The following is a 21,946-nucleotide window of genomic DNA, read 5'->3' as shown; positions in this document are numbered from 1 at the left end:
GTCATGACCGCTCAAGTCACCGCCCACGCCGAGGAGTCCGTCGCCACCGAGGCGATCGCGACCCAGGCCCCGCCCGAGTCCGGCTACACCGCCATCACGGTCCGCAAGGTCGGCGCCAACATCGGTGCGCAGATCACCGGTGTCCGGATCGGCGGCGACGTGCCGGAGGCCCAGATCGCCGAGATCAAGAGGGCGCTCGCGGCCCACAAGGTGGTCTTCTTCCGCGACCAGCACCACGCCGGCGACGCGGAGCAGCGCGCCTTCGCGGCGCTGCTCGGGACCCCCACGAAGCCGCACCCGACCGTCGCGGGGGACGGGGACGCCGTCCTGCCGATCGACTCCGACCGGAGCAAGGCCAACAGCTGGCACACCGACGTCACCTTCGTCGACCGCATCCCGTCCGCCTCGCTGCTGCGCGCCGTCGAGCTTCCGCCGTACGGCGGGACGACCGTCTGGGCCAACACGACCCGGGCCTACGAGCAGCTGCATCCCGCGCTCCAAGCACTGACGGACCGGCTCTGGGCGGTGCACTCCAACCTGTACGACTACGCGGCCGAGCGCGACGAGAAACGGGTCGGCGGAATCGACGTGGAGGAGGAGCGCTACCGCGAGGAGTTCGGCCACGTCGAGTACGAGACCGAGCACCCCGTCGTACGCGTCCACCCGGTCACCGGTGAGCGCACGCTCCTCCTCGGCCACTTCGTCCGCCACTTCGTCGGGCTCTCGACCGTCGACTCGAGCGACCTGTTCCAGCTCCTGCAGCGCCACGTGACCCGGCTCGACAACACCGTGCGCTGGAACTGGCGCCTGGGCGACCTCGCCATCTGGGACAACCAGGCCACCCAGCACTACGCGGTCGACGACTACGACGACCAGCACCGCCGCCTGCACCGGATCACGCTCGCGGGCGACGTGCCGGTCAGCGTCGACGGCGTCCGCAGCACGGTGCGCAAGGGCGACGCCAGCCACTACTCGCCGGTCGCTGCGCTCGGATCCTGAGGGAGCAGGGACCCGTCCGGGGCCTGTGGCCCGGCCCGCTGGGGTCGGGCCACAGGCCTGTGCTCGTGATGGGCCCGGTGTCGCCGGGCGGCCGTCGTACGCCGGCTCGCCGGGAATGACAGCCGCGGGCGTCGCGTTCTCCGAACGTGACTGCGCTACTGGACCGCCCGATGGTGACGATGCCCCTCGTCGCCCCCCGGCGCGTAGGCTGGGGTGCGATGAGTGAGACCAACGACTTCCTCGACCCCGAGCCCACCGACGCGGGCCCGGTCGACGTCGCCACGGAGACCGACGAGGAGCGTGCCGCCCGTTTCGAGCGCGATGCTCTGCCGTTCCTCGATCAGCTCTACTCGGCGGCGATGCGGATGACCCGCAACCCCGCGGACGCGGAGGACCTCGTGCAGGAGACGTTCGCCAAGGCGTACTCCTCCTTCCACCAGTTCAGGCCGGGCACTAACCTCAAGGCCTGGCTCTACCGCATCCTCACCAACACCTTCATCAACAACTACCGCAAGAAGCAGCGCGAGCCGCAGCAGTCGATGTCCGAGGACGTCGAGGACTGGCAGCTCGCGCGCGCCGAGTCGCACAGCTCCGCAGGTCTCAAGTCCGCGGAGATGGAGGCCCTCGAGCACCTGCCCGACTCGCAGGTGAAGGACGCCCTGCAGCGTCTGCCCGAGGAGTTCCGGCTCGCGGTCTACCTCGCCGATGTCGAGGGGTTCGCTTACAAGGAGATCGCCGAGATCATGGACACGCCGATCGGGACGGTCATGTCGCGCCTCCACCGCGGCCGCCGTCAGCTTCGCGACCTGCTCTCGGACTACGTACGCCAGAACGACCTGCTCGCGGTCGGCCGCGACGGAGGTGCGTGATGGACACCCACCAGCACGACCAGGACGTCAGCCCTGCCGAGTGCGCGGACTTCCTCGAGCAGATCGTCTACCTGATCGACAACGAGCTCGACGAGCAGGACCGCGCCGAGGTCAAGCACCACCTCGAGACCTGCAACCCGTGTCTCGAGCGCTACGACCTGCAGCGCACGGTCAAGGCGGTCATCGCCCGGTCGTGCTCCGAAGTTGCTCCGGGCGAGCTGCGCGCCAAGATCCTGATGCGGCTGCAGCAGGTCCGCGTCGAGATCGACGAGATCTCCTGAGCCGGCCGCAGTAGTAGACATGCGAAGAGCCCCCGGCCTGCTGGCCGGGGGCTCTTCGCGTCTCCCCATGGTGGGGAGCGATGCTCAGCTGTTGGGGCGCTTGCCGTGGTTCGCGCTCTTCTTGCGGCGCGCGCGGCGCTTGCGGCCGGTCTTGCCCATGGTGTCCTCCTGGTAGTCGTCGTCGACCCCGAAGGGCCGAGGGACAGTGTCTCAAACCTCGGCCGCCGGGCTGAAATCGGGCGCGGCCGCCGGTCGGCCGTTCGCCGCGACCGGCAGGCGAACCTCGAGCACGGCGAGGGCCAGGACGGAGCAGAGCAGCGAGCCGACGACGTACTCGACGTCGAGCCCGGCCGCCGCCGAGGCACAGCCAGGCGAGCGCCCAGACCGGTGCCGAGGAAGTCGACGAGGAGGACCGAGAGGAAGAGCCGGGCCTCGCGGGGGGAGCGCGCCAGTAGCCGACCGTCGGGGGTCACCGCCCGGCGCCGAGGAGTGTCCACCGCCCCTCCGAGACGACGTCGACGGCGCCGTCGACGACCCCGATCGCGGTCTCGTCGTCGATCGCGTACGCCGGCACCGACATCCCGCTCGCCCAGGCCTCCGCCTCGGCCATGCTGTTCCCGGGCTGGCCCTCCGGGGCCAGGTGCGGACAGATGGCGAAGTCGACGACGCCGAGGGTCTCGTCGCCGCCCCCGGGAGGCGTCCAGGGGTAGGAGTCGACGAACTCCTTCCCGATCCTGGGCGCCATCACCATGCTGCCGGCGCTGAGCCCCACCCAGACCGCGTCGCGCAGCGAGGGCAGCAGGTCGGCGAGTCCGGACTCGCGCATCCAGTGGGCGAGGTACAGCGCGTTGCCGCCGTTGACCAGGAAGACGTCGGCCTCCCGGACCGCAGGGACCCAGAGCTCCTCGGCGAGATCCGGGAGCGTGGTGAGCTCCAGGAGACCGACCGACCTCCAGCCCAGCTCGCTCATCGGGCAGCGAGGCTCCTGCCCGCTGACGAACGCGGCCGCGCGTCCGATGCCGCCGCGCATGGCGTAGCCGGCGGTCGGGATGCACAGCGCGTCCGACTCGGAGATCGGCTTGCCCAGCATCTCGACCAGCGCGCGGTGGATGCTCGGGTTCCTGATGCCCGCGGAGGTGAGGAGAAGCTTCATGGCCGCTCCATTCGGAACCGCGCGTCGTCGCCGTCGCGCGTGCGAGCACGGTCGGGTGTCATGTCGCCTCCCGAAGTCTGATTGCGGACTGCAATCGGATGATGGGAAGCAACCTAGGACTAACTGGTTGCAGGTCGCAAGTGCTTACCGGTGCTGGTGCTGGCTCAGGTCGGCTGGACGACCATCCGATTGGCCTCGTCGACCAGCTCGACCTTGCGGATCTTGCCCGTGACGGTCATCGGGAACCGATCGACGATGCGCACGAGCGGCACCTTGTACGCCGCCATGGTCTCCCTCGCCCACGCCTGTAGGGCGCCGGCGTCGACAGCGCCCGGCTCCACCAGGCTCACGAACGCGACCGGCACCTGCCCCTTCTCGGGATCGTCGGCCGGCACGACCGCCACCGTCTGGACCGCGGGGTGGCGGGTCAGGAGCATCTCGACCTCGGCCGGGAAGACGCTCATCCCCTTGACCTTGATCATGTCCTTCTCGCGGCCGAGGTAATGGAGGCAGCCGTCCTCGTCGATGCGGCCGTTGTCACCGGTGTGCAGCCAGCCGTGACGCAGCTGGGACGCGGTCGCCTCGGGCTTGTTCCAGTACCCCGTCAGCACCGCCGGACTCCGGACGATGATCTCGCCCGCCTCGCCGACCGGCAGCGGCTCGCCGGTCTCGAACGAGACGACCGCGATGTCGGTGCCGGGCACCGGGATCCCGCAGAACACCGGCTCGGAGAGCAGGTCCTTGTCGCCGTCGGCCAAGCCGTACGGCGAGGTGTCCGACGTGTGCGTCTCGGTCATGCCGTACGCCGCCTCGCGCAGCAGTGACCAGGGCCCGACGGCGGCCGCCCAGTCGCGGCGCACGTCGGGCGTGAGCTTGCGGACGAACGACACGGCGAGAGGGTCGGTGAAGGTGCTCAGGTCGTGCTCGGCGAGGTCGGGCCGTGCGAGGAGCTCGAGATAGTTCTCGACGGTCCCGACCATCGAGGTCACGCCGTACGTGCTGATGCCGCGGAGTGCGGCGCGCGGCTCCCAGCGGGGGAGGAGGACGCAGGTACCGCCGACGACCAGGGGCGTGAGGATGCCGAAGTTCTCACCGGCGATCCAGAAGACCGGCAGGTAGCAAAGCGAGACGAACGTCCCGTCCACCGGCTGCGCGGCAGCGCCGGCGCTGGCCGCGTTGGTGTAGAGCATGTGGCGCTGGGTGTGCTGGCAGCCCTTGGGCAGGCCGGTCGTGCCACCTGTGTAGTTGAGGGCGGCGAGGGCGTCGAGGTCCGTGGCAAGAAGCGGCGCAGGGTCGGACCGCTCGGCGACCGACCACGCAGTGACGTCGGGGCGTTCCGGCACCTCCGGCGGCACCGGGTCGCCCGCGAGCTCCCGCGGCCCGGTGACGAGCACGTGACGGAGGGACACCGCGGGTCGTACGGCGTCGAGCACCGGCAGCAGGGGGTCGACGGTGACCACGACCTCCGCACCGCTGTCGGACAGCTCGTACTCGAGCTCGGCGGCGTGGAACATCGGGTTCACCGGTACGTGGACCGCCCCGATCCGCAGGATCGCCATCATCGTGATCGTGAACTGCGGACAGTTCGCCATGAAGACCGCGACCCGGTCGCCAGGGCCGACACCCACCGCGCGCAGCCAGCCGGCCACGCGGGCCACTCGACCCGCGACGTCGGCGTAGGAGAGGTCGTTGCGCTCGAACGCGATGGCCGTCGTGTCCGCGCGCTCGGCCGCCCAGTGGTCGAGGTGCTCGGGCAGCGTGAGCTCGCCCAGCGGGTAGAAGACCTCCGACGGTGTGTCCGCCGGTCGCACCTTCGCCTGACGGGCCCGCAGGTCGGCGACGTACTCCTCGATGTCCACGCTCATGCCTCTCTTGCCGCATCTGTCGTTGTCACGGAGCTCACCAGGTGTCGATGAGCCGGCGTCCGGTGTCACGCTCGACCCGCTCGGGCAGGGCCGCGAGGATCACCTGTCGGGTATCGGCGGGGTCGATGACGTCGTCGAGCTCGAAGACGGTCGCCGCCGCGATCGCCTTGCCGCGGGCGTACTCCTGCGCGAGCAGGTCGTCGTACGCCTGCTGTCGCGCCTGCGGGTCCTCGATCGCCTCCAGCTCCCGTCGGTAGCCCAGACGTACGGCGCCCTCCAGCCCCATTCCGCCGATCTCGCCGGTGGGCCAGGCGACCGTCACGGCCGGCTCGCGGAACCCGCCGCCGACCATCGCCATCGCACCCAGGCCGTAGCCCTTGCGCAGCACGACGGCGGCCACGGGCACGCCGAGGTTGGCGCCGGCGACGAACATCCGGCCGAAGTGCCGGACCGTTGCCGTGCGCTCCGCATCCGGGCCGACCATGAAGCCGGGAGTGTCGCAGAGTGAGACCACGGGCAGGCCGTGGCCGTCGCACAGCTGCAGGAAGCGCGCTGCCTTGTCCGCGGCCGGGACGTCGATGGCGCCGCCGAGATGTGCGGGATTGCTGGCGAGGAGCCCCATCGGCCGGCCCTCGATGCGGACCAGGGCGGTGACCACGCCCACCCCGAAGTCGGGACGCAGCTCGAGGACGGAGCCGGTGTCGGCGAGCAGGTGGACCGCCCGGCGTACGTCGTAGACGCGCACGCGGTTCTCGGGGACCACATGGCGGAGCCGGCGCTGGTCGGCGCACTCCCACTCGGCGACCCGGCCCTGGAAGTAGGAGAGGTAGCGGCGCGCGACGTCGACGGCCTCCGCCTCGTCCTCGACGAGCACGTCGACGACCCCGTTCGGCACCTGGACCGAGGTGGGCCCGACCTCCTCGGGGAGGTACCGGCCCAGGCCGCCACCCTCGATCATCGCCGGACCGCCCATCCCGATGTTGGCGTCGCGGGTGGCGATGACGAGGTCGCAGCAGCCGAGCAGCGCCGCGTTGCCGGCGAAGCAGCGCCCCGATGCGATGCCGACCGTCGGCACCCGCCCGTTGAGGCGGGCCATCGTGGCGAATGTCGGCACGTCCAGCCCGCCCGCGGAGACCACGTCGGTGTCACCCGGCCGGCCCCCGCCGCCCTCGGCGAAGAGCACCACCGGGATCCGCTGCCGCTCGGCGAGCTCGAGCATCCGGTCGGTCTTACGGTGGTTGAGCATCCCCTGGGTGCCGGCGAGGACGGTGTAGTCGTAGGCGAGGACGGCGCAGCGGGTCCGCTCCGGCGCGAACAGGCCGCCGTTGACCTGGCCGATCCCGGTGACCATGCCGTCGGCGGGCGTGTTCGCGATCAGGTCGTCCATGGACCGGCGCTGGCGCTGGGCAGCGACGACGAGGGCGCCGTACTCGGTGAAGGTGCCGGGGTCGCAGAGGTCGGCGACGTTCTCCCTGGCGGTGCGATGGCCGGTACGCCGGCGCTTCTCGACGGCGGCCGGCCTCGCCTCGTCGAGGCCGATGCGGTGGCGCTCGACGACCTCGGCGAGGTCGTCGCGGATCTCGTCGAGGTCGACCTCGGTCTCGATCCGCTCGGTCGCGTCCTGGTCCTCGTCGGGGTGCAGGTGGAGGAGCACCGACCCCTCCGCGGGCACGTCGCCGACCTCCGCCGACACTGACTCCACGGTCCCGGAGACCGGGGCGACGACGACGTGCTCCATCTTCATCGCCTCGAGCACGACGAGCGGCTCGCCGGCCCGGACGTGCAGGCCCGCCGTGGCCGGCAGTGCAACGACCGTGCCGGCGAACGGCGCGACGACGTCGCCCCCGCCGGCCGTCGGCGTCCCGGCGTCGGTGCGCTCGGGCAGGAGATCTGCGAGGTGGTCGTCGACGTACGTCGTGGTCGCATGGCCCTCGCGGACCTCGGGCCGGGCGACGAGCGCTCGCAGCAGGTCGAGGTTGGAGACCGGACCGGTGATGCGGAAGTCGGCCAGGGCCCGGTCGGTCGCGGTCATTGCGGCCGCTAGGTCGTCCCTGGCGGTGTGGGTCACGACCTTCGCGAGCAGCGAGTCGTAGCGCGTCGTCGTCTCGAGCCCGCGGTAGCCGTAGGTGTCGACCCGGACGCCCGGCCCGGTCGGGACCTCGAAGTCCTCCAGCAGCCCCCCGGTCGCGCGCGCGGTGCCGTCGACGGCGAGCTCCTCGAGGTTGACCCGGGCCTCGATGGCGATGCCGCGCGGCGCCGGGATCGTGCCGGGGGCGAGGCCGAGGTCGCCGAGCGTCCTCCCGAGCGCGATCTCGAGCTGGGCCTGGACGAGGTCAGCACCGGTCACCGCCTCGGTCACGGTGTGCTCGACCTGGATACGCGGGTTGGCCTCCAGGAAGGCGAACCGGGTGGGGTCGTCGGCGTCGACGAGGAACTCGATGGTCCCGGCACCGGAGTAGTCGAGAGCGCTCGCGAGGCGCACGGCGGCATCGAGCAGCGGCTCGCGATGGCGCTCCTCCACGGTCACCGCCGGGGCGACTTCGACGAGCTTCTGGTGGCGCCGTTGCAGCGTGCAGTCCCGGTCCCAGAGGTGGGCGACCGCGCCGCTGCCGTCACCCAGGACCTGGACCTCCAGGTGGCGCGCCCGGGGAAGATACTCCTCGGCGTACACCTCGCCGCTGCCGAAGGCCCGCTCGGCCTCGGAGCGGCATCGCTCGTGGGCCCAGGCGACGTCGGCGACGTCCCGCACGATCCGCATCCCGCGTCCGCCGCCGCCGGCCACCGCCTTGACCATCACCGCACCGTCGGGGCCCAGCGACGCGAGGAAGTCGGCGACCTCGTCGGAGGTGGCGCCGCCCGGCGTCGCCCTGAGCACCGGCACGGACGCCTCGGCAGCCAGCGCCCTGGCGCGGGCCTTGTCGCCGAGGAGTGCGAGCGTGGCCGGGGACGGCCCGACGAAGGTGAGCCCCGCCTTGCCGCACCGCTCGGCGAAGTCGCTGCTCTCGCTCAGGAAGCCGTAGCCCGGGTGGACGAGACCTGCCCCGGTGCGACGCGCGACGTCGACCAGCTGCTCGGCGTCGAGGTAGCCGCCGTCACCGGCGAGCGGGACAGCCTCGTCGGCGAGGGCGACGTGCTTCGAGGCGCGGTCGTCGGGGGTGAAGACAGCGACAGTCTGCAGCCCCAGGGCGGCGGCGGCGCGATGGATGCGTACGGCGATCTCCCCGCGGTTGGCGACGAGGACCTTGGTCATCGGGCTCCTTCGACGATGAGGCAGTGGTGTGGTGCCGGTCACGATCCTCCATTGACATTGGCGTCAACGTCAATGAGTGTGTGGCGCGTGGTCACGGGACACGGCTGGGCGACCCGGGAGAAGCTCGACCGGGCCGAGAGCAGGACGCGGGCCGCGCTCGTCGAGGCCGCTCAACGCGCCTTCGAGCGGCTCGGCTACGCGCAGTGCACGATCGCCGACATCGCCGCCGAGGCGGGCGTCTCGCGCGCGACGTTCTACGTCTACTTCGCGTCGAAGTCGGAGGTGTTCGCCGTCGTGGCGCAGGAGGTGCGCGACCGCTTCCTCGCCGCCCAGGAGCTGAAGGGGCTCGACGCCGACGATCCGTACGCCGTCGGCCGCGCCACCACGGCTGCCTTCCTCGACGCCTACACGCAGAACCTCGCGTTCATCACCGTCCTCGAGCACCAGTCGCTCACCGACCCCGACATGCAGGTGCTCTGGGAGGAGATCCACAGCCGCCCGATCGGCCGCACCGCGCGCTACGTCGAGCGCCTGGCCGCCGACGGCGCCGCGAGGCCGGCCGCACCGCCCGAGGCGGTCGCCCGGGCAGCGGGCGGCACGGTCGCGCACTTCGCGCCAATGGTCGTGGCCGACCCGAGCCGCCGCAACGAGGTCATCGACCATCTCACCGCGATGTTCTTGCGACTGCTCGGAATCGACCCCGAGGAATGATGGCGCCGGTCGGACCGGGCACTCAGGAGAGGTAGCGACGGTTGCTGCGCCGCAGGGCGTCTACGACGACGAGCAGCAGGTCATGGCGGATCTCCGGCTGCCGGGCGCCCAGCGCGAGCTGGAGGTAGAGCGCCCGCAGGAACGACTCGGCGTTGCCGGTGACGAGGTAGGGGTCGCGGTCTGGCGCGGGGCCGTCGACCGCGCCGAGACCGCGGAGCTCGTCGGGAGAGTCGGCGCCGTCGGGCTCGGCGGCCGCGGCGACGCCCGCGATCCGGTTGACCCACGGCTCCATGACGGTGAGCGGGACCTGGTTGCGGCGGAGTACGGCCAGCGTGGCGGTCGCCAGCCGATCGGGCTCCCCGTGGACGTGGACGACGTCGCTCCGGGCGAGCACCCGATCGGCCACGACGTCGAGGATGACGGTGAGCTCGGGCGTCGTCAGATGAGGGGAGTTGGCGAGCGCGGCGAGCGCGTCCGCGCCGTGGGCGACGGCGTGCGCCCAGCCCTTGTGCGGCACGAACCCGCGCAGGTCGCGCTCGCGCAGCAGCCACGTGGCGATCCGGTCGCCCCATTCGAGCACCTTCCCGCCGGGGACCAGTGGCTTGCCGTTGTCCCGCGCGATGCACTCGCCGAGGACCAGCACGGAGAAGCTCCGCCGGAAGACGCTGTCGGTGCCGGACTCGCCCAGGCCGACGGCCAGGCCTGCGGCCATACCGTCCCCCAGGCCGGTCAGCAGGTCGTCGTACACACCGCGCTGGATCCAGGTCGTCAACGTGGGGTACGCCAGCGCGTCGCGACGCTGCGGGTCGGGGTCCCCGAGCATGGTGGTGAGCTCGGCTGTGAGCTCGTCCAGCGGTCGGTCGGAGGGCACCGCCAGCCCCGTGGCGCGAACCTCTTCCCAATACGACCCGGACACGGGACTATCCTGCCAAACCCCGTCCGCGGCCGCGGGGGGTATACCTCTACGCTGGCGGCGTGCCGTCGCTCCCCGAGCTAGCCAAGAGCCACACCGACCTCGACGACACCGATGTCGCCTGGCTCCAGCTCCTCATGGCCGACTGGCAGATCCTGGCGGACCTCTCCTTCGCCGACCTCGTGCTGTGGCTGCCCGACCGGGAGGAGAAGGGGTTCTGGGCCGGCGGGCAGATGCGCCCCACGACCGGCCCGACGGCGTACGTCGACGACATCGTGGGCACCTTCGTCCCGATCGGCCGCAGGCCAACCCTCGACGACGCGTACGCCGCCGGGCGGCTCGTCAGGGAGGGCGACCCGGAGTGGCGCGACGACCTCCCCGTCCGGGTCGAGACGATCCCGGTGCGCCGTGGCGGCCGGATCATCGCGGTACTCGGCCGCAACACCAACCTGCTCGGCGTACGCACCCCCAGCCGGCTCGAGCTGACCTACCTCCAGACCGCGTCCGACCTCACCCAGATGATCGCGCAGGGCTACTTCCCGGTGGCCGGGGAGCGCGGTGACCACGCCGACACCCCCCGGGTGGGCGACGGCTTCATCCGGGTCGACGAGGAGGGTGTGGTCGAGTACGCCAGCCCCAACGCGCTCTCCGTCTTCCGCCGGCTCGGGCTCTCCGGCGACCTCACCGGGCAGTCGCTGGCGGAGGTGACCCGCACACTCGTCCCGCCGCGGAAGCGGCCCGACGAGGAGACCCTCAGTGCCGTGCTCGGCGGTCGCGCCCACCGTGACACCGAGATCGACACCGGGGCGGTCGCGATCATCGCGCGGGCCATCCCGCTGCGCCCCCGCGGCGACCGGATCGGGGCGCTCGTGCTGCTTCGGGACGTCACCGACCTGCGCCGCCGGGACCGGGAGCTGGTGACCAAGGACGCGACCATCCGCGAGATCCACCACCGCGTGAAGAACAACCTGCAGACCGTCGCGGCCCTGCTCCGGCTGCAGGCCCGCCGGATCGGGTCGGGCACAGCGAAGTCGGCGCTCGACGAGGCCGTCCGCCGAGTGGGGTCGATCGCGCTCGTGCACGAGATCCTCAGTCAGCAGGCGGTGGAGGAGTACGTCGAGTTCGACGAGATCGCCGACCGGCTCGCGGCGATGGTCGGCGACGTAGGCGCGGTCGGCACCAGCATCCGCATACGCCGCGACGGCACCTTCGGCGAGCTGCCGTCCGAGGTCGTGACGCCGCTCGCGATGGTCCTCACCGAGCTGCTGCAGAACGCCGTCGAGCACGGCTTCGCCGAGGGAGCCCAGGGCGGCCTGATCGAGGTGACCGTCCGCCGTCCGCCCGGTCACCTGGTGGTCACGGTCGAGGACGACGGCCGCGGGCTGCCGCCGGGGTTCGACCTCGACACCTCCACCAACCTCGGGCTCTCGATCGTGAGGACCCTTGTGGAGTCGGAGCTGGGCGGGAGGCTCGGGCTCGGGCCGCGCGAGCGATCGTCGGGGGCCAGAGCCGTGATCGATGTGCCGGTGGAGTAGCCCTCAGACGCCGGTGCGCACGCGGGACCGCGCGTTGCGGCGCTTCAGCGCCCGCCGCTCGTCCTCGCTGAGTCCGCCCCAGACACCGTGGTCCTGTCCGGCCTCGAGAGCCCACTGCAGGCACTGCTCGCGGACCTCGCAGCGACGGCAGACCTGCTTCGCCTCCTCGATCTGCAGGATCGCCGGGCCGGTGTTCCCGATCGGGAAGAAGAGCTCGGGGTCCTCGTCGAGGCAGGCAGCACGGTTGCGCCAATCCATGGCTTGGGGGAACCTCTTTCCTTCACAACGTCGTGAGGCGGAGCCGGGGTCTGCCGGCTTGCCGGGTGCGCCGGAGGCAGGAGGATGTGAACGCCTTCACGTGCGCAGCACCCAGCGTTCCAACAAATGAACGTTTAAACAAGGGGTGACGGGTGTCTCTTCCGTCACCGCGGCGGCGGGTCCCGGGATGATTACGCCCACCTCCGCGCACGCTCGTAGGCTGCGCGGGTGAGCCCAGCCCGTCGTCCCGCCACGCTCGTCATCGCCGCCGTCCTCGCCGCCCTGGAAGCGGTCGCCCTGCTCGTGCTGGCGGTGCTCCAGGTGGTGTCGCACGACGACGGCGAGAGTGGTGTGGGCATCGGCCTCGCGGTCTTCTTCCTGCTGTGCGCGGTCGGTCTCGGCTGGTGCGCCTGGTCGCTTGTCGGCCTGAGCTCCTGGGCACGGGCGCCGATCGTGCTCGTGCAGCTGATCATGCTCGGCCTGGCGTGGAACGGCCGCCACAACGTCGCGCTCGCGGTGGTCCTCGCCGTGGTCGCCGTCGGCACCCTCGCCGCGGTCTTCCACCCGGCGAGCATCGACGCGCTCGAGGCCGACGACGAGGAGCAGTAGCCCGGCGGCGTACGCCGTCAGTCGGTCTCGAGTGCCGTCCGGAGGTGGTCCAGCGTCCGGGTGAGCAACCGGGAGACGTGCATCTGGGAGATGCCGATCTCGGCGGCGATCTGGGACTGGGTCATGTTGCGGAAGAACCGCAGCATGAGGATCTTCTTCTCGCGGTCGTCGAGCGCGTCGAGCAGCGGCTTGATCGACTCCCGGATCTCGACGTTCTCCAGGCTGTCGTCTTCCACGCCGATGGTGTCGAGCATGGTGCCAGTGCCGTCGTCGCTGTCGTCGCCGGCGTCGAGCGAGAGCGTGGAGTAGGCGTTGCCGGACTCGAGGCCCTCGACGATCTCCTCGACGGTGCAGCCGATGCGCTCAGCGAGCTCGCGGGGGGTCGGGGAGCGGCCCAGCGCCTGGGTGAGCTCGGCGCTCGTCGTACCGATCTGCATGCGGAGCTCCTGGAGCCGCCGCGGCACCCGGATCGCCCAGCCCTTGTCGCGGAAGTGGCGCTTGATCTCGCCGATGATCGTCGGCGTGGCGTACGTCGAGAACTCGACCCCGCGCTCGTTGTCGAACCGGTCGACGGCCTTGAGCAGGCCGATGGTGCCGACCTGGACGAGATCCTCGAGCGCCTCGCCGCGGTTGCGGAAGCGGCGCGCGCAGTGCTCGACGAGGGGGAGGTGCAGGTGCACCAGCTGCTCCCGGGCGTCGCTGCGGTCCGCGAGTCCGACGTCGGGCGCGGAGAGGACCGCGAAGAGCTCGGCGCTGCGGCGCCGCGTCTCCTCGACCGCAGCGCTGCGGGGTGGGTCGACCAGCTCGTCCCGAGTCGGCTCGTCGTCGGACATCTAGAGCGCTGCCTCCAGCGGCGTCGCCTGCACCACCAGCGTGATGTCGAGCCGACTCTGTCCGGTGGAGGCCCGCGCGGAGGTGGCGAGGGTCGTCAGCACCTGCCACGCGAAGCTGTCCTCGTCGATCTCGGCGGGAGCGGCGCAGTCGGCGGCCACCGAGACCGTCATCGTCCGGTCGCCCAGCCAGAACCGCGCCACCACGTCGGTCCCTGCGGCGGCCGACTCGAGCACGATCGCGGCCGCCTCGCCGACCGCCATCCGAAGGTCTTCGATGTCGTCGAGCGTGAAGTCGAGCCGCGCGGCGAGGCCGGCGGTGGTGGTGCGGAGCACCGAGACGTAGACCCCTTCGGCGGGGAGGCGCAACTCCACGTCCGCACGTTCGGGCAACTCGTCCGATCCCGTCAGTGGCATCCCAGTTGTTCCTTTGCGGTCACCATACGTCGGTCCGCGTCGTAGGCCCCCTGAACGACGCGCATGGGAGTCCGGGCCCCCTTCCCCGGTTGTAGCGCCAGTAAACCGCCGATCGGGAATCGGATGCGCGATTTCCCCCCGGATTCCGTGGTGATTCTCAGCAATCGGTCCCGGATCGGAAGCCGGTACTGGGTGTCCGCTCCCCACGAACCACGAACGCCGCCCCGGGAGCCGGGGCGGCGTGTCGGTGGAGTCCGGGCCTCAGGCCTTCTTGGTCTCCCAGAAGATCTCGGCGATCTCGTCGATCTTGGCGAGCAGCTGGTCGGCGACCGCCTCGTCGAAGACCGCCTTGGTGCCGCCGCTGCCGCCGGCGAGCTTGGTGGCCTCGTTGAAGAGGGTGTGGAGCTGGGGGTACTTCTCGAAGTGCGGCGGCTTGAAGTAGTCGGTCCACAGCACCCAGAGGTGGTGCTTGACGAGCTCCGAGCGCTCCTCCTTGATGACGGCCGCGCGGATGCGGAAGTCAGGGTCGTCGTTGTCCTTGACCTTGCCGATGATGGCCTTGATCGACTCGGCCTCGATCCGGGCCTGGGCGGGGTCGTAGACGCCGCAAGGCAGGTCGCAGTGGGCCGAGACCTCGATGGTGGGTGCGAACAGTCGCGCGAACATGCGGGTCCTCTCTTCGAAGAACGTTGGTGTTCTGGCTGCGACACTACTCCGCGTGTCGCCGCGCTCTCCATGGGTACCCCGTCACGCGAACGCCCACGCGCCGCTGGGCCTCGCCCGGGTCTCCGGCGAGTCCATGACGCCCACGCTGAGCGCGGGTGACCGGCTGCTCGTCTCCTACCGGCGTACGCCGTCCGAGGGGGCGCTCGTGGTCGCCCGGCTCCCCGACGGGACCGTGGCCGTGAAGCGGGCCGTCGAGCGGCGTACGACCCGCTCGGGCGGGCCCGGCTGGTGGCTGCTGTCCGACAACCCGGACGCCGGTGTCGACTCCCGCCACCGCGGCGTGATCGCCGACGCCGACGTGCTCGCCGTCGTGCTCGCCCGGGTGTGGCCGCGACCCGTGCTGCTTTCCGCCAAGCGCCGGTGACACCGGTTGTGACGGCCTCCGTTGCGTGCGCATCGTGAGCGTGTGACAGACTGCCGCGCGGGGCGAACATCCCCGGCAGACGGTTCCGCGGCACCACCTTGATTCGCGACGTCCACCCACGAATCACGCACGCGCAGCCCCTGGAGGGACCCATGCCCGACATCCCGTACGCCGGCGACCCGGTCTTCGACCTGCACCGCGGCGGCAAGATGCAGATCAGCCCGACCGCGTCGGTCGGCAACCGCGACGAGCTCTCGATGGCCTACACCCCCGGCGTCGCCCGGGTCTGCACCGCCATCGCCGAGGACCCGGCGCTGAGCCAGCTCTACACCTGGGTGCCGAACACGGTCGCCGTCGTCACAGACGGCACCGCCGTCCTCGGCCTCGGCGACATCGGCCCCTCGGCCGCGATGCCCGTGATGGAGGGCAAGGCGGTGCTGTTCAAGGCGTTCGGCGGCGTCGACGCCGTCCCGATCTGCCTGGACACCACCGACGTCGACGAGATCGTCGACACCGTCGCCCGGCTGGCGCCGAGCTTCGGAGGCATCAACCTCGAGGACATCTCCGCGCCGCGCTGCTTCGAGATCGAGGAGCGGCTCAAGGAGCGCCTCGACATCCCGGTCTTCCACGACGACCAGCACGGCACGGCAGTCGTGTCGCTGGCCGCGCTCATGAACGCCCTGCGCCTCACCGGCCGTACGCCGGAGTCGACCCGGGTCGTCATCTCCGGTGCCGGCGCCGCCGGCGTCGCGGTGGCGAAGATCCTGCTGGAGTACGGCGTGAAGGACCTCGCGCTGCTCGACCGCAAGGGGGTGCTGGCGACCTCGCGCGGCGACCTGACCCCGCACAAGAGGGCGATCGCCGCGCTGACCGCCGACCGCAGCGGCCGGACGGGCACCCTGGCCGACGCGATCGCGGGCGCCGACGTCTACATCGGCGTCTCGGGAGGCACCGTGCCCGAGGAGCTCGTCGCGACGATGGCCGAGGACGCCATCGTGTTCGCGATGGCCAACCCGAACCCCGAGATCCACCCCGAGGTCGCACACCGGTACGCGCGTGTCGTCGCGACCGGCCGCTCGGACTATCCCAACCAGATCAACAACGTCCTCGCCTTCCCCGGGATCTTCCGGGGCGCCTTCGACGCCCGGGCCTCGGCGATCACGGAGGGGATGAAGCTCGCGGCCGCCCAGGCGCTCGCGGGGCTGGTCGGCGACCAGCTGTCCGAGGAGCTCATCATCCCGGCGCCGTTCGACCCACGGGTGGGGCCGGCGGTCGCCGCCGCGGTGGCCGACGCCGCCCGCCGGGAGGGCGTCGCGCGGGCTTGAGGGTTCGCTAGGTTGGGGGCATGTTCGCCGTCTACGCCGAGTCCTTCAGCACCGACGACCCCCTGAACGGCCTCGTGGTCGGGGAGCGCCCCGAGCCCGACGTACCCGACGGCTGGACCACCGTCAGCGTCAAGGCCGCCTCGCTCAACCACCACGACCTCTGGTCGCTGCAGGGCGTGGGGCTGAAGGAGGAGGCGCTGCCGATGATCCTCGGCTGCGACGCCGCCGGGCTCGACGAGGACGGCAACGAGGTGGTCGTCCACGCGGTCATCAGCGATCCGGGCTTCACCGGCGGCGACGAGACCACCGACCCCAAGCGGTCCCTCCTCTCCGAGCGCTATCAGGGCACCTTCGCCGAGAGGGTCGCGGTGCCGAGGCGCAACGTCGTCCCCAAGCCCGCCGGGCTGTCCTTCGAGGAGGCGGCCTGCCTCCCGACGGCGTGGCTGACGGCGTACCGGATGCTCTTCACCCAGGGCGGGCTCAAGGCCGGCGACTCGGTGCTGGTCCAGGGCGCCGGCGGCGGGGTGGCGACCGCGGCGATCACGCTGGCGCGCGCCGCCGGGCTGAAGGTCTACGCCACGTCGCGCGACGAGGAGAAGCGGAAGCGCGCCCTCGAGCTCGGCGCCCACGCCACGTTCGCCTCGGGCGAGCGGCTGCCGGACAAGGTCGACGTCGTGATCGAGACCGTCGGACGGGCCACCTGGCAGCACTCGATCCGCTCGCTGAAGCCGGGCGGCGCGATCGTCATCAGCGGTACGACGTCGGGGCCGAAGCTCGACGACGCGATGCTCACCCACATCTTCTTCCTGCAGCTGCGGGTCATCGGCTCGACGATGGGCACGCGTGGCGAGCTGGCGTCGCTCGTGTCCCTCCTCGAGGCGACCGGCGCCAGGCCGCTCGTCGACAGGACCCTGCCGATGGAGCAGGCGCGTGACGGCTTCGAGGCGATGGCGTCGGGCGACCTGTTCGGGAAGGTCGTCTTCACCCGGTGAGGGTCCTGCTGACCGGTGCAGGCTCGGGCATCGGCCACGAGCTCGCCCGACGGCTCATCGACCGGGGCGACGAGCTCTGGCTGGTCGTGAGGACGCCGGAGAGGGCCGCCGGCTTCCCGTCCGCCCACGTGCTCGTCGCGGACCTGGCCGACCCTGCGGCCGTCGAGGCGCTGGAGCTCCCCGACGCCCTCGACGCGGTCGTCCATGCGGCTGGCGTCGTCGAGCTGGGCCCGGTCGCCTCGCTCCCGACCCGCGCCTGGCAGGAGCACCTGGCCGTCAACCTGGTCGCACCCGCGGTGCTCACCCGGGTGGCGCTGCCTGCCCTGCGCGCCGCGGGCGGCACGGTCGTCTTCGTCAACTCCGGGTCCGGCCTGCGCGCCAACTCCGAGTGGTCGGCGTACGCCGCCTCGAAGTTCGGGCTCCGCGCCCTCGCCGACTCACTGCGTGCCGAGGAGGCCGGTCACGGCGTACGCGTCACCAGCGTCTTCCCGGGCCGCACGGCCACGCCCATGCAGGAGAAGGTCCACGAGCACGAGGGCCAGGCGTACGACGCAGGCCGCTGGATCAGGGCGTCGACTGTGGTGGACGCGATCCTCGGCGCCCTCGACCTGCCGGCCGATGCGACCATGCCCGAGGTGGTCCTCCGGCCGCGCTGAGCGGCCGCTCAGCGGCCCCGCTCAGTCCTCCGGGTCGTCGAGACGGGCGAGCCAGGTCGCGAGCCGCTCGACAGCGGTCTCGAACTCCGGGTGCACGTCGACGAACGCCTGCAGCTGCTCGGCGACCCAGGCCAGAGAGACCTCCTCGTCGCCCCGGCGGGAGACCAGCTCCTCGATCCCACGGTCGGTGAAGTACATGCGCCCAGTCTCCCAAACGGCCGACGGCCCCGGGCACAACGCCCGGGGCCGTCGTATGAGAGCGGCCGTCAGCTGAAGGCCCGGTCCAGGAGCTCCTTCTGCTCGGCCAGGTGCCGCTTGGCGGTGCCGACGGCGGTCGTGGTCGACGCGACCCGGGTGATCGGCTCGACCGCCACGCCCAGCTCGGGAATGACGTTGAGGGCGTAGACCGGCCACGGGCCCTGGTTGTAGGGCTCGTCCTGCACCCAGCGCACCTTCTTGAGGTTGGGGTACTTCGCCAGCTCGGCCTTGATCTGCTCGGTCGGCCACGGGTAGAGCTGCTCGACGCGCCCGATCGCGAACGTGTCGGCGTTGTCCCGCTTGCCGCGCTGGACCATCAGGTCCCAGGTGATGCGGCCGGAGCAGAGCAGGAGCGTCTCGACCTTGGCCGGGTCGGCAGCGTCGTCGCCGATGAACGGCCGGAAGGTGCCGGACGTGAAGTCGGCCGGCTGCGAGGCGGCCTCCTTGCGACGCAGCATCGACTTCGGCGTCAGGACGATGAGCGGCTTGTGCTCGGCCTCCAGGGCCTGCCTGCGCAGCAGGTGGAAGTACGACGCCGGGGTGCTCGGCTGGGCGACCGTGAAGGCCTCCTCGGCGGCCATCTGCAGGAAGCGCTCGACCCGGGCCGAGGAGTGGTCGGGGCCCTGGCCCTCGTAGCCGTGGGGGAGGAGCAGCACGACCCCGGAGTCCTGACCCCACTTGGTCTTGCCGGAGGTGATGTACTCGTCGATCACCGACTGGGCGCCGTTGACGAAGTCGCCGAACTGCGCCTCCCAGAGGACCAGCGCCTCCGGCCGCGCGACGGAGTAGCCGTACTCGAAGCCGAGCGCGGCGTACTCGCTCAGCAGCGAGTCGTAGACGTAGAACTTCGCCTGGTCGTCGGTGAGGTGGGCCAGCGGGGTCCACTCGTCGGCGTTCTTGCGGTCGATCATCGTCGCGAACCGCGAGACGAAGGTGCCGCGGCGGGTGTCCTGGCCGGCCAGGCGGACCGGGCGGCCGTCCATGAGGAGCGAGCCGAACGCCAGGATCTCGCCTGTGCCCCAGTCGATGTTGCCCTCGGCGATCTGGGTGGCGCGGCGTTGCAGCTGGGTGAGCACCTTCGGGTGGACGGTGAATCCCTCGGGTGGCGTGACGTAGGCGTCGGCCACCCGCTTGAGGACCTCGTTGGACACCGCCGTCACCGTCTCGGCCGCCGGCTTGGCGGGGTAGGCCGGCACGGTCGCCCAGGCCTCGGGCTGCTTGTCGGCGTCGCGGACCTCGGTGAAGACCCGCTCGAGCTTGGCCTGGTAGTCGGCGAGGACCTGCTCGGCCTCCTCGACGGTGATGTCGCCGCGACCGATCAGGGACTCGGTGTAGAGCTTGCGGACCGACCGCTTCTGCTCGATCAGGTCGTACATCAGCGGCTGGGTGAAGCTCGGGTCGTCGCCCTCGTTGTGACCGCGGCGGCGGTAGCAGATGAGGTCGATGACGACGTCCTTGTTGAACGCCTGGCGGTACTCGAACGCCAGCCGGGCCACCCGGACGCACGCCTCGGGGTCGTCGCCGTTGACGTGGAAGATCGGCGCCTGCACCATCCGCGCGACGTCGGTCGCATACAGCGAGGAGCGCGACGCGCTCGGCGAGGTGGTGAAGCCGACCTGGTTGTTGATGATCACGTGGACGGTGCCGCCGGTGCGGTAGCCGCGAAGCTGGGAGAGGTTGAGCGTCTCCGCCACGACGCCCTGGCCGGCGAAGGCCGCGTCGCCGTGGACGAGGAGCGGCAGGACCGGGAACGCCGCGCCCTTGTTGAGCACGTCCTGCTTGGCGCGGGCGATGCCCTCGAGGACCGGGTCGACGACCTCGAGGTGGGACGGGTTCGCCGCCACCGAGACCTTGATCCTCGCCCCGGTGCCGGAGGTGAACTCGCCCTCGGCACCGAGGTGGTACTTCACGTCGCCCGAGCCCTGGACCGTGCGAGGGTCGATGTTGCCCTCGAACTCGCGGAAGATCTGGTTGTAGCTCTTGCCGACGATGTTGGCGAGCACGTTGAGCCGGCCGCGGTGGGCCATGCCGATCGTGACCTCGTCGAGGCCGGTCTCTGCGGCGGCCTCGCACAGCTCGTCGATCACCGGGATGGTGGTCTCGCCGCCCTCGAGGGAGAACCGCTTCTGGCCGACGAACTTCGTCTGCAGGAAGGTCTCGAACGCCTCGGCCTCGTTGAGCTTCTCCAGGATGCGGAGCTGCTCCTCCTGGGGCGTCCGGTCGTACGGCCGCTCGACCCGGTCCTGGATCCAGGCCCGCTGCTCGGGGTCCTGGATGTGCATGTACTCGATGCCGGTCGTGCGCACGTAGGCGTCGCGGAGCACCCCGAGGATGTCGCGCAGCTTCATGAACGGCTTGCGGCCGGCCGCGAACGAGCCGACGGGAAACTCGCGCTCGAGGTCCCACAGGGTGAGGCCGTGGTTCTCGATCTCGAGGTCGGGGTGGGTGCGCTGCTTGTACTCCAGCGGGTCGGTGTCGGCCATCATGTGGCCGCGGACGCGGAAGGCGTGGATCAGCTCGCCGACCCGGACCTGCTTGGAGACCTGGTCGTCGTGGCTGGTCGAGATGTCCTGGTTCCACCGGATCGGGGTGTAGGGGATCCGCAGGCTGGCGAAGATCTCGTCGTAGAACCCCTCGGCGCCGAGGAGGTACTGGTGCACGATCTTGAGGAACTCACCCGACTGGGCGCCCTGGATGACGCGGTGGTCGTACGTCGAGGTCATCGTCATGATCTTGCTGACCGCGTTGGCGGCGATGGTGTTCTCCGAGGCGCCCTGGAACTCCGGGGGGTACTCCATCGAGCCGACCCCGATGATCGCCGCCTGGCCGGCCATGAGGCGCGGGACCGAGTGGCTGGTGCCGAGGCCGCCGACGTTGGTCAGGCTGACCGTCGTGCCGGAGTAGTCGGCCATCGTGAGCTTGTTGTCGCGCGCCTTGCGGATGATGTCCTCGTAGGCGGTCCAGAAGCTCGCGAAGTCCATCGCCTCGCAGCCCTTGATCGACGGCGCGACGAGCTGCCGCGACCCGTCCGGCTTCTGCTGGTCGATGGCGAGGCCGAGGTTGATGTGGGGCGGCGTCACCATGGTGGGCTTGCCGTCGATCTCCTCGTAGGTGTTGTTCATGGCCGGCATCGCCTTGATCGCCTTGACGATGGCGTAGCCGATCAGGTGGGTGAACGACACCTTGCCGCCGCGTGCGCGTCGGAGGTGGTTGTTGATGACGGTGCGGTTGTCCCAGAGCAGCTTGACCGGGATGTTGCGGACCGAGGTCGCGGTCGGCACGGACAGCGAGATGTCCATGTTCTTCGCGGTGGCCGCCGGGATACCCCGCAGCGTGGTGTAGGTCGGCTTGTCGGTCACGGTCGGCGTCGCCGGGGCGGGGGCGTCCTTCGGGACCGGCGAGGTGGTGCCCTTGGCGGGCTCAGCAGCCTTCGACTCGGGACGGGGCTTGGCAACCGGGGCAGGGGTGGAGGCGGTGTTCGGGCCGGAGGACTTCGGGGCGACCGGGGCCGGCGCCACGCCGGGCTCCGTCTTCGGTGCGGCGGGGGCGGGCTGCGCGGTCTTCGTGGCGTTCTGGGCGGGCTGCGCGGTCTTCGCTGCCGGGGCCGGCTGGGCAGGAGAGGCGGCGGGCGGCGTGGACGGCGCGGAGCCGTTGGCGGCGGGGTTTCCGTTGGTCTCGAAGAACTTCACCCATACGGGGTCAACACTGCTCGGGTCCTTCGTGTACTGGTCGTACATCTCTTCGACCAGCCACTCGTTGGCGCCGAACTCCGCGGGGATGTCGGCAGTGTTGTTGGATGGGGTGCCTGAGGACACGACGTGCTTCGCCTCTTCCGGAATGCGCGCTGATTCGTTGAATCGTTACCGGCCATCAAGGCTAGACCCACCGACCAGCAAATGCAGGAGCCAGGGTCCGGTTTCGGGCAAGGTGTAAGC

General features: G+C 71.0%; 21 protein-coding genes. 10 read left to right on the top strand and 11 right to left on the bottom strand.

Translation table 11 applies throughout. The features are described from left to right. Nucleotides 1–3: 3 nt before the first annotated feature. The 3 genes from ABLE53_RS15235 to rsrA all read left to right on the top strand — a co-directional run bounded on the left by ABLE53_RS15235 (nt 4) and on the right by rsrA (nt 2,149). The gene (locus ABLE53_RS15235; protein WP_348859856.1) at nt 4–999 is read left to right on the top strand and encodes a TauD/TfdA dioxygenase family protein; all 996 of its coding nucleotides are present in this window, start codon (nt 4–6) and stop codon (nt 997–999) included. A 173-nt stretch (nt 1,000–1,172) separates the two neighbouring features. Next, entirely contained in the window at nt 1,173–1,868 is a 696-nt protein-coding gene (locus ABLE53_RS15230; protein WP_425474888.1) for a sigma-70 family RNA polymerase sigma factor, read from the top strand. Then, nucleotides 1,868–2,149 (top strand): mycothiol system anti-sigma-R factor, encoded by a 282-nt coding sequence (gene rsrA / locus ABLE53_RS15225; protein ID WP_348859854.1) that lies wholly within the window; start codon nt 1,868–1,870, stop codon nt 2,147–2,149. Before ABLE53_RS15230 ends, rsrA begins: the two co-directional genes overlap by 1 nt. 84 nt (nt 2,150–2,233) lie before the next feature. Here rsrA and ABLE53_RS24850 read toward each other — a convergent pair whose 3' ends face one another. The 4 genes from ABLE53_RS24850 to ABLE53_RS15210 form a co-directional block, all read right to left on the bottom strand. Next, the gene (locus ABLE53_RS24850) at nt 2,234–2,308 is read right to left on the bottom strand and encodes a 50S ribosomal protein bL37 (RefSeq protein WP_425474887.1); all 75 of its coding nucleotides are present in this window, start codon (nt 2,306–2,308) and stop codon (nt 2,234–2,236) included. Nucleotides 2,309–2,618: 310 nt separating this feature from the next. Beyond that, a complete protein-coding gene (locus ABLE53_RS15220; RefSeq protein WP_348859853.1) occupies nt 2,619–3,302 on the bottom strand; it encodes a Type 1 glutamine amidotransferase-like domain-containing protein in 684 nt (227 codons plus the stop codon). Between the two features lie 164 nt (nt 3,303–3,466). Next, a complete protein-coding gene (locus ABLE53_RS15215) occupies nt 3,467–5,167 on the bottom strand; it encodes an AMP-binding protein (protein WP_348859852.1) in 1,701 nt (566 codons plus the stop codon). A gap of 34 nt (nt 5,168–5,201) precedes the next feature. Continuing rightward, the gene (locus tag ABLE53_RS15210; RefSeq protein WP_348859851.1) at nt 5,202–8,417 is read right to left on the bottom strand and encodes an acetyl-CoA carboxylase family protein; all 3,216 of its coding nucleotides are present in this window, start codon (nt 8,415–8,417) and stop codon (nt 5,202–5,204) included. An 87-nt stretch (nt 8,418–8,504) separates the two neighbouring features. On the opposite strand from ABLE53_RS15210, the gene ABLE53_RS15205 reads away from it, so the two are divergent. Continuing rightward, entirely contained in the window at nt 8,505–9,128 is a 624-nt protein-coding gene (locus ABLE53_RS15205) for a TetR/AcrR family transcriptional regulator (protein WP_348859850.1), read from the top strand. Nucleotides 9,129–9,150: 22 nt separating this feature from the next. Here the strand turns inward: ABLE53_RS15205 and ABLE53_RS15200 are convergent, their stop codons facing one another. Further along, a complete protein-coding gene (locus tag ABLE53_RS15200) occupies nt 9,151–10,044 on the bottom strand; it encodes a DUF2785 domain-containing protein (RefSeq protein WP_348859849.1) in 894 nt (297 codons plus the stop codon). Between the two features lie 59 nt (nt 10,045–10,103). On the opposite strand from ABLE53_RS15200, the gene ABLE53_RS15195 reads away from it, so the two are divergent. Further along, nucleotides 10,104–11,576 (top strand): sensor histidine kinase, encoded by a 1,473-nt coding sequence (locus ABLE53_RS15195; RefSeq protein WP_348859848.1) that lies wholly within the window; start codon nt 10,104–10,106, stop codon nt 11,574–11,576. Between the two features lie 3 nt (nt 11,577–11,579). Here ABLE53_RS15195 and ABLE53_RS15190 read toward each other — a convergent pair whose 3' ends face one another. After that, the gene (locus ABLE53_RS15190) at nt 11,580–11,834 is read right to left on the bottom strand and encodes a WhiB family transcriptional regulator (protein ID WP_348859847.1); all 255 of its coding nucleotides are present in this window, start codon (nt 11,832–11,834) and stop codon (nt 11,580–11,582) included. 228 nt (nt 11,835–12,062) lie between these two features. Between ABLE53_RS15190 and ABLE53_RS15185 the strand changes: the two genes are divergently transcribed. Then, nucleotides 12,063–12,443 carry a hypothetical protein gene (locus ABLE53_RS15185; protein ID WP_348859846.1) on the top strand — a complete coding sequence of 127 codons (381 nt, stop codon included), beginning with the start codon at nt 12,063–12,065 and terminating at the stop codon, nt 12,441–12,443. Nucleotides 12,444–12,460: 17 nt separating this feature from the next. Here the strand turns inward: ABLE53_RS15185 and ABLE53_RS15180 are convergent, their stop codons facing one another. The 3 genes from ABLE53_RS15180 to sodN form a co-directional block, all read right to left on the bottom strand. Then, a complete protein-coding gene (locus ABLE53_RS15180) occupies nt 12,461–13,276 on the bottom strand; it encodes an RNA polymerase sigma factor SigF (RefSeq protein ID WP_348859845.1) in 816 nt (271 codons plus the stop codon). Further along, nucleotides 13,277–13,648: an ATP-binding protein gene (locus tag ABLE53_RS15175; protein WP_348859844.1), complete on the bottom strand. Its 372-nt coding sequence runs from the start codon at nt 13,646–13,648 to the stop codon at nt 13,277–13,279. Between the two features lie 303 nt (nt 13,649–13,951). Next, a complete protein-coding gene (gene sodN / locus ABLE53_RS15170; RefSeq protein WP_348859843.1) occupies nt 13,952–14,356 on the bottom strand; it encodes a superoxide dismutase, Ni in 405 nt (134 codons plus the stop codon). A gap of 52 nt (nt 14,357–14,408) precedes the next feature. On the opposite strand from sodN, the gene ABLE53_RS15165 reads away from it, so the two are divergent. From ABLE53_RS15165 to ABLE53_RS15150, 4 genes are all read left to right on the top strand, one after another. Beyond that, nucleotides 14,409–14,780 (top strand): S24/S26 family peptidase, encoded by a 372-nt coding sequence (locus ABLE53_RS15165; RefSeq protein ID WP_348859842.1) that lies wholly within the window; start codon nt 14,409–14,411, stop codon nt 14,778–14,780. 152 nt (nt 14,781–14,932) lie between these two features. Next, on the top strand, nt 14,933–16,105 hold the full coding sequence (locus tag ABLE53_RS15160) for an NAD(P)-dependent malic enzyme (protein WP_348859841.1): 1,173 nt from the start codon (nt 14,933–14,935) through the stop codon (nt 16,103–16,105). 20 nt (nt 16,106–16,125) lie between these two features. Further along, nucleotides 16,126–17,097, top strand: coding sequence for a zinc-binding dehydrogenase (locus ABLE53_RS15155; RefSeq protein ID WP_348859840.1), 972 nt, complete (start codon nt 16,126–16,128; stop codon nt 17,095–17,097). Continuing rightward, nucleotides 17,094–17,753: an SDR family oxidoreductase gene (locus tag ABLE53_RS15150; protein WP_348859839.1), complete on the top strand. Its 660-nt coding sequence runs from the start codon at nt 17,094–17,096 to the stop codon at nt 17,751–17,753. Before ABLE53_RS15155 ends, ABLE53_RS15150 begins: the two co-directional genes overlap by 4 nt. Before the next feature lie 21 nt (nt 17,754–17,774). Here ABLE53_RS15150 and ABLE53_RS15145 read toward each other — a convergent pair whose 3' ends face one another. Beyond that, a complete protein-coding gene (locus tag ABLE53_RS15145) occupies nt 17,775–17,951 on the bottom strand; it encodes a DUF6104 family protein (RefSeq protein WP_348859838.1) in 177 nt (58 codons plus the stop codon). A 68-nt stretch (nt 17,952–18,019) separates the two neighbouring features. Further along, nucleotides 18,020–21,826, bottom strand: coding sequence for a multifunctional oxoglutarate decarboxylase/oxoglutarate dehydrogenase thiamine pyrophosphate-binding subunit/dihydrolipoyllysine-residue succinyltransferase subunit (locus ABLE53_RS15140; protein WP_348859837.1), 3,807 nt, complete (start codon nt 21,824–21,826; stop codon nt 18,020–18,022). Between the last annotated feature and the right edge of the window lie 120 nt (nt 21,827–21,946).

It is taken from the genome of Nocardioides asiaticus (genome assembly GCF_040049175.1).
Classification (GTDB): Bacteria; Actinomycetota; Actinomycetes; order Propionibacteriales; family Nocardioidaceae; genus Nocardioides; species Nocardioides cheoyonin.
This window is presented reverse-complemented; position numbering and strand designations above follow the sequence as displayed.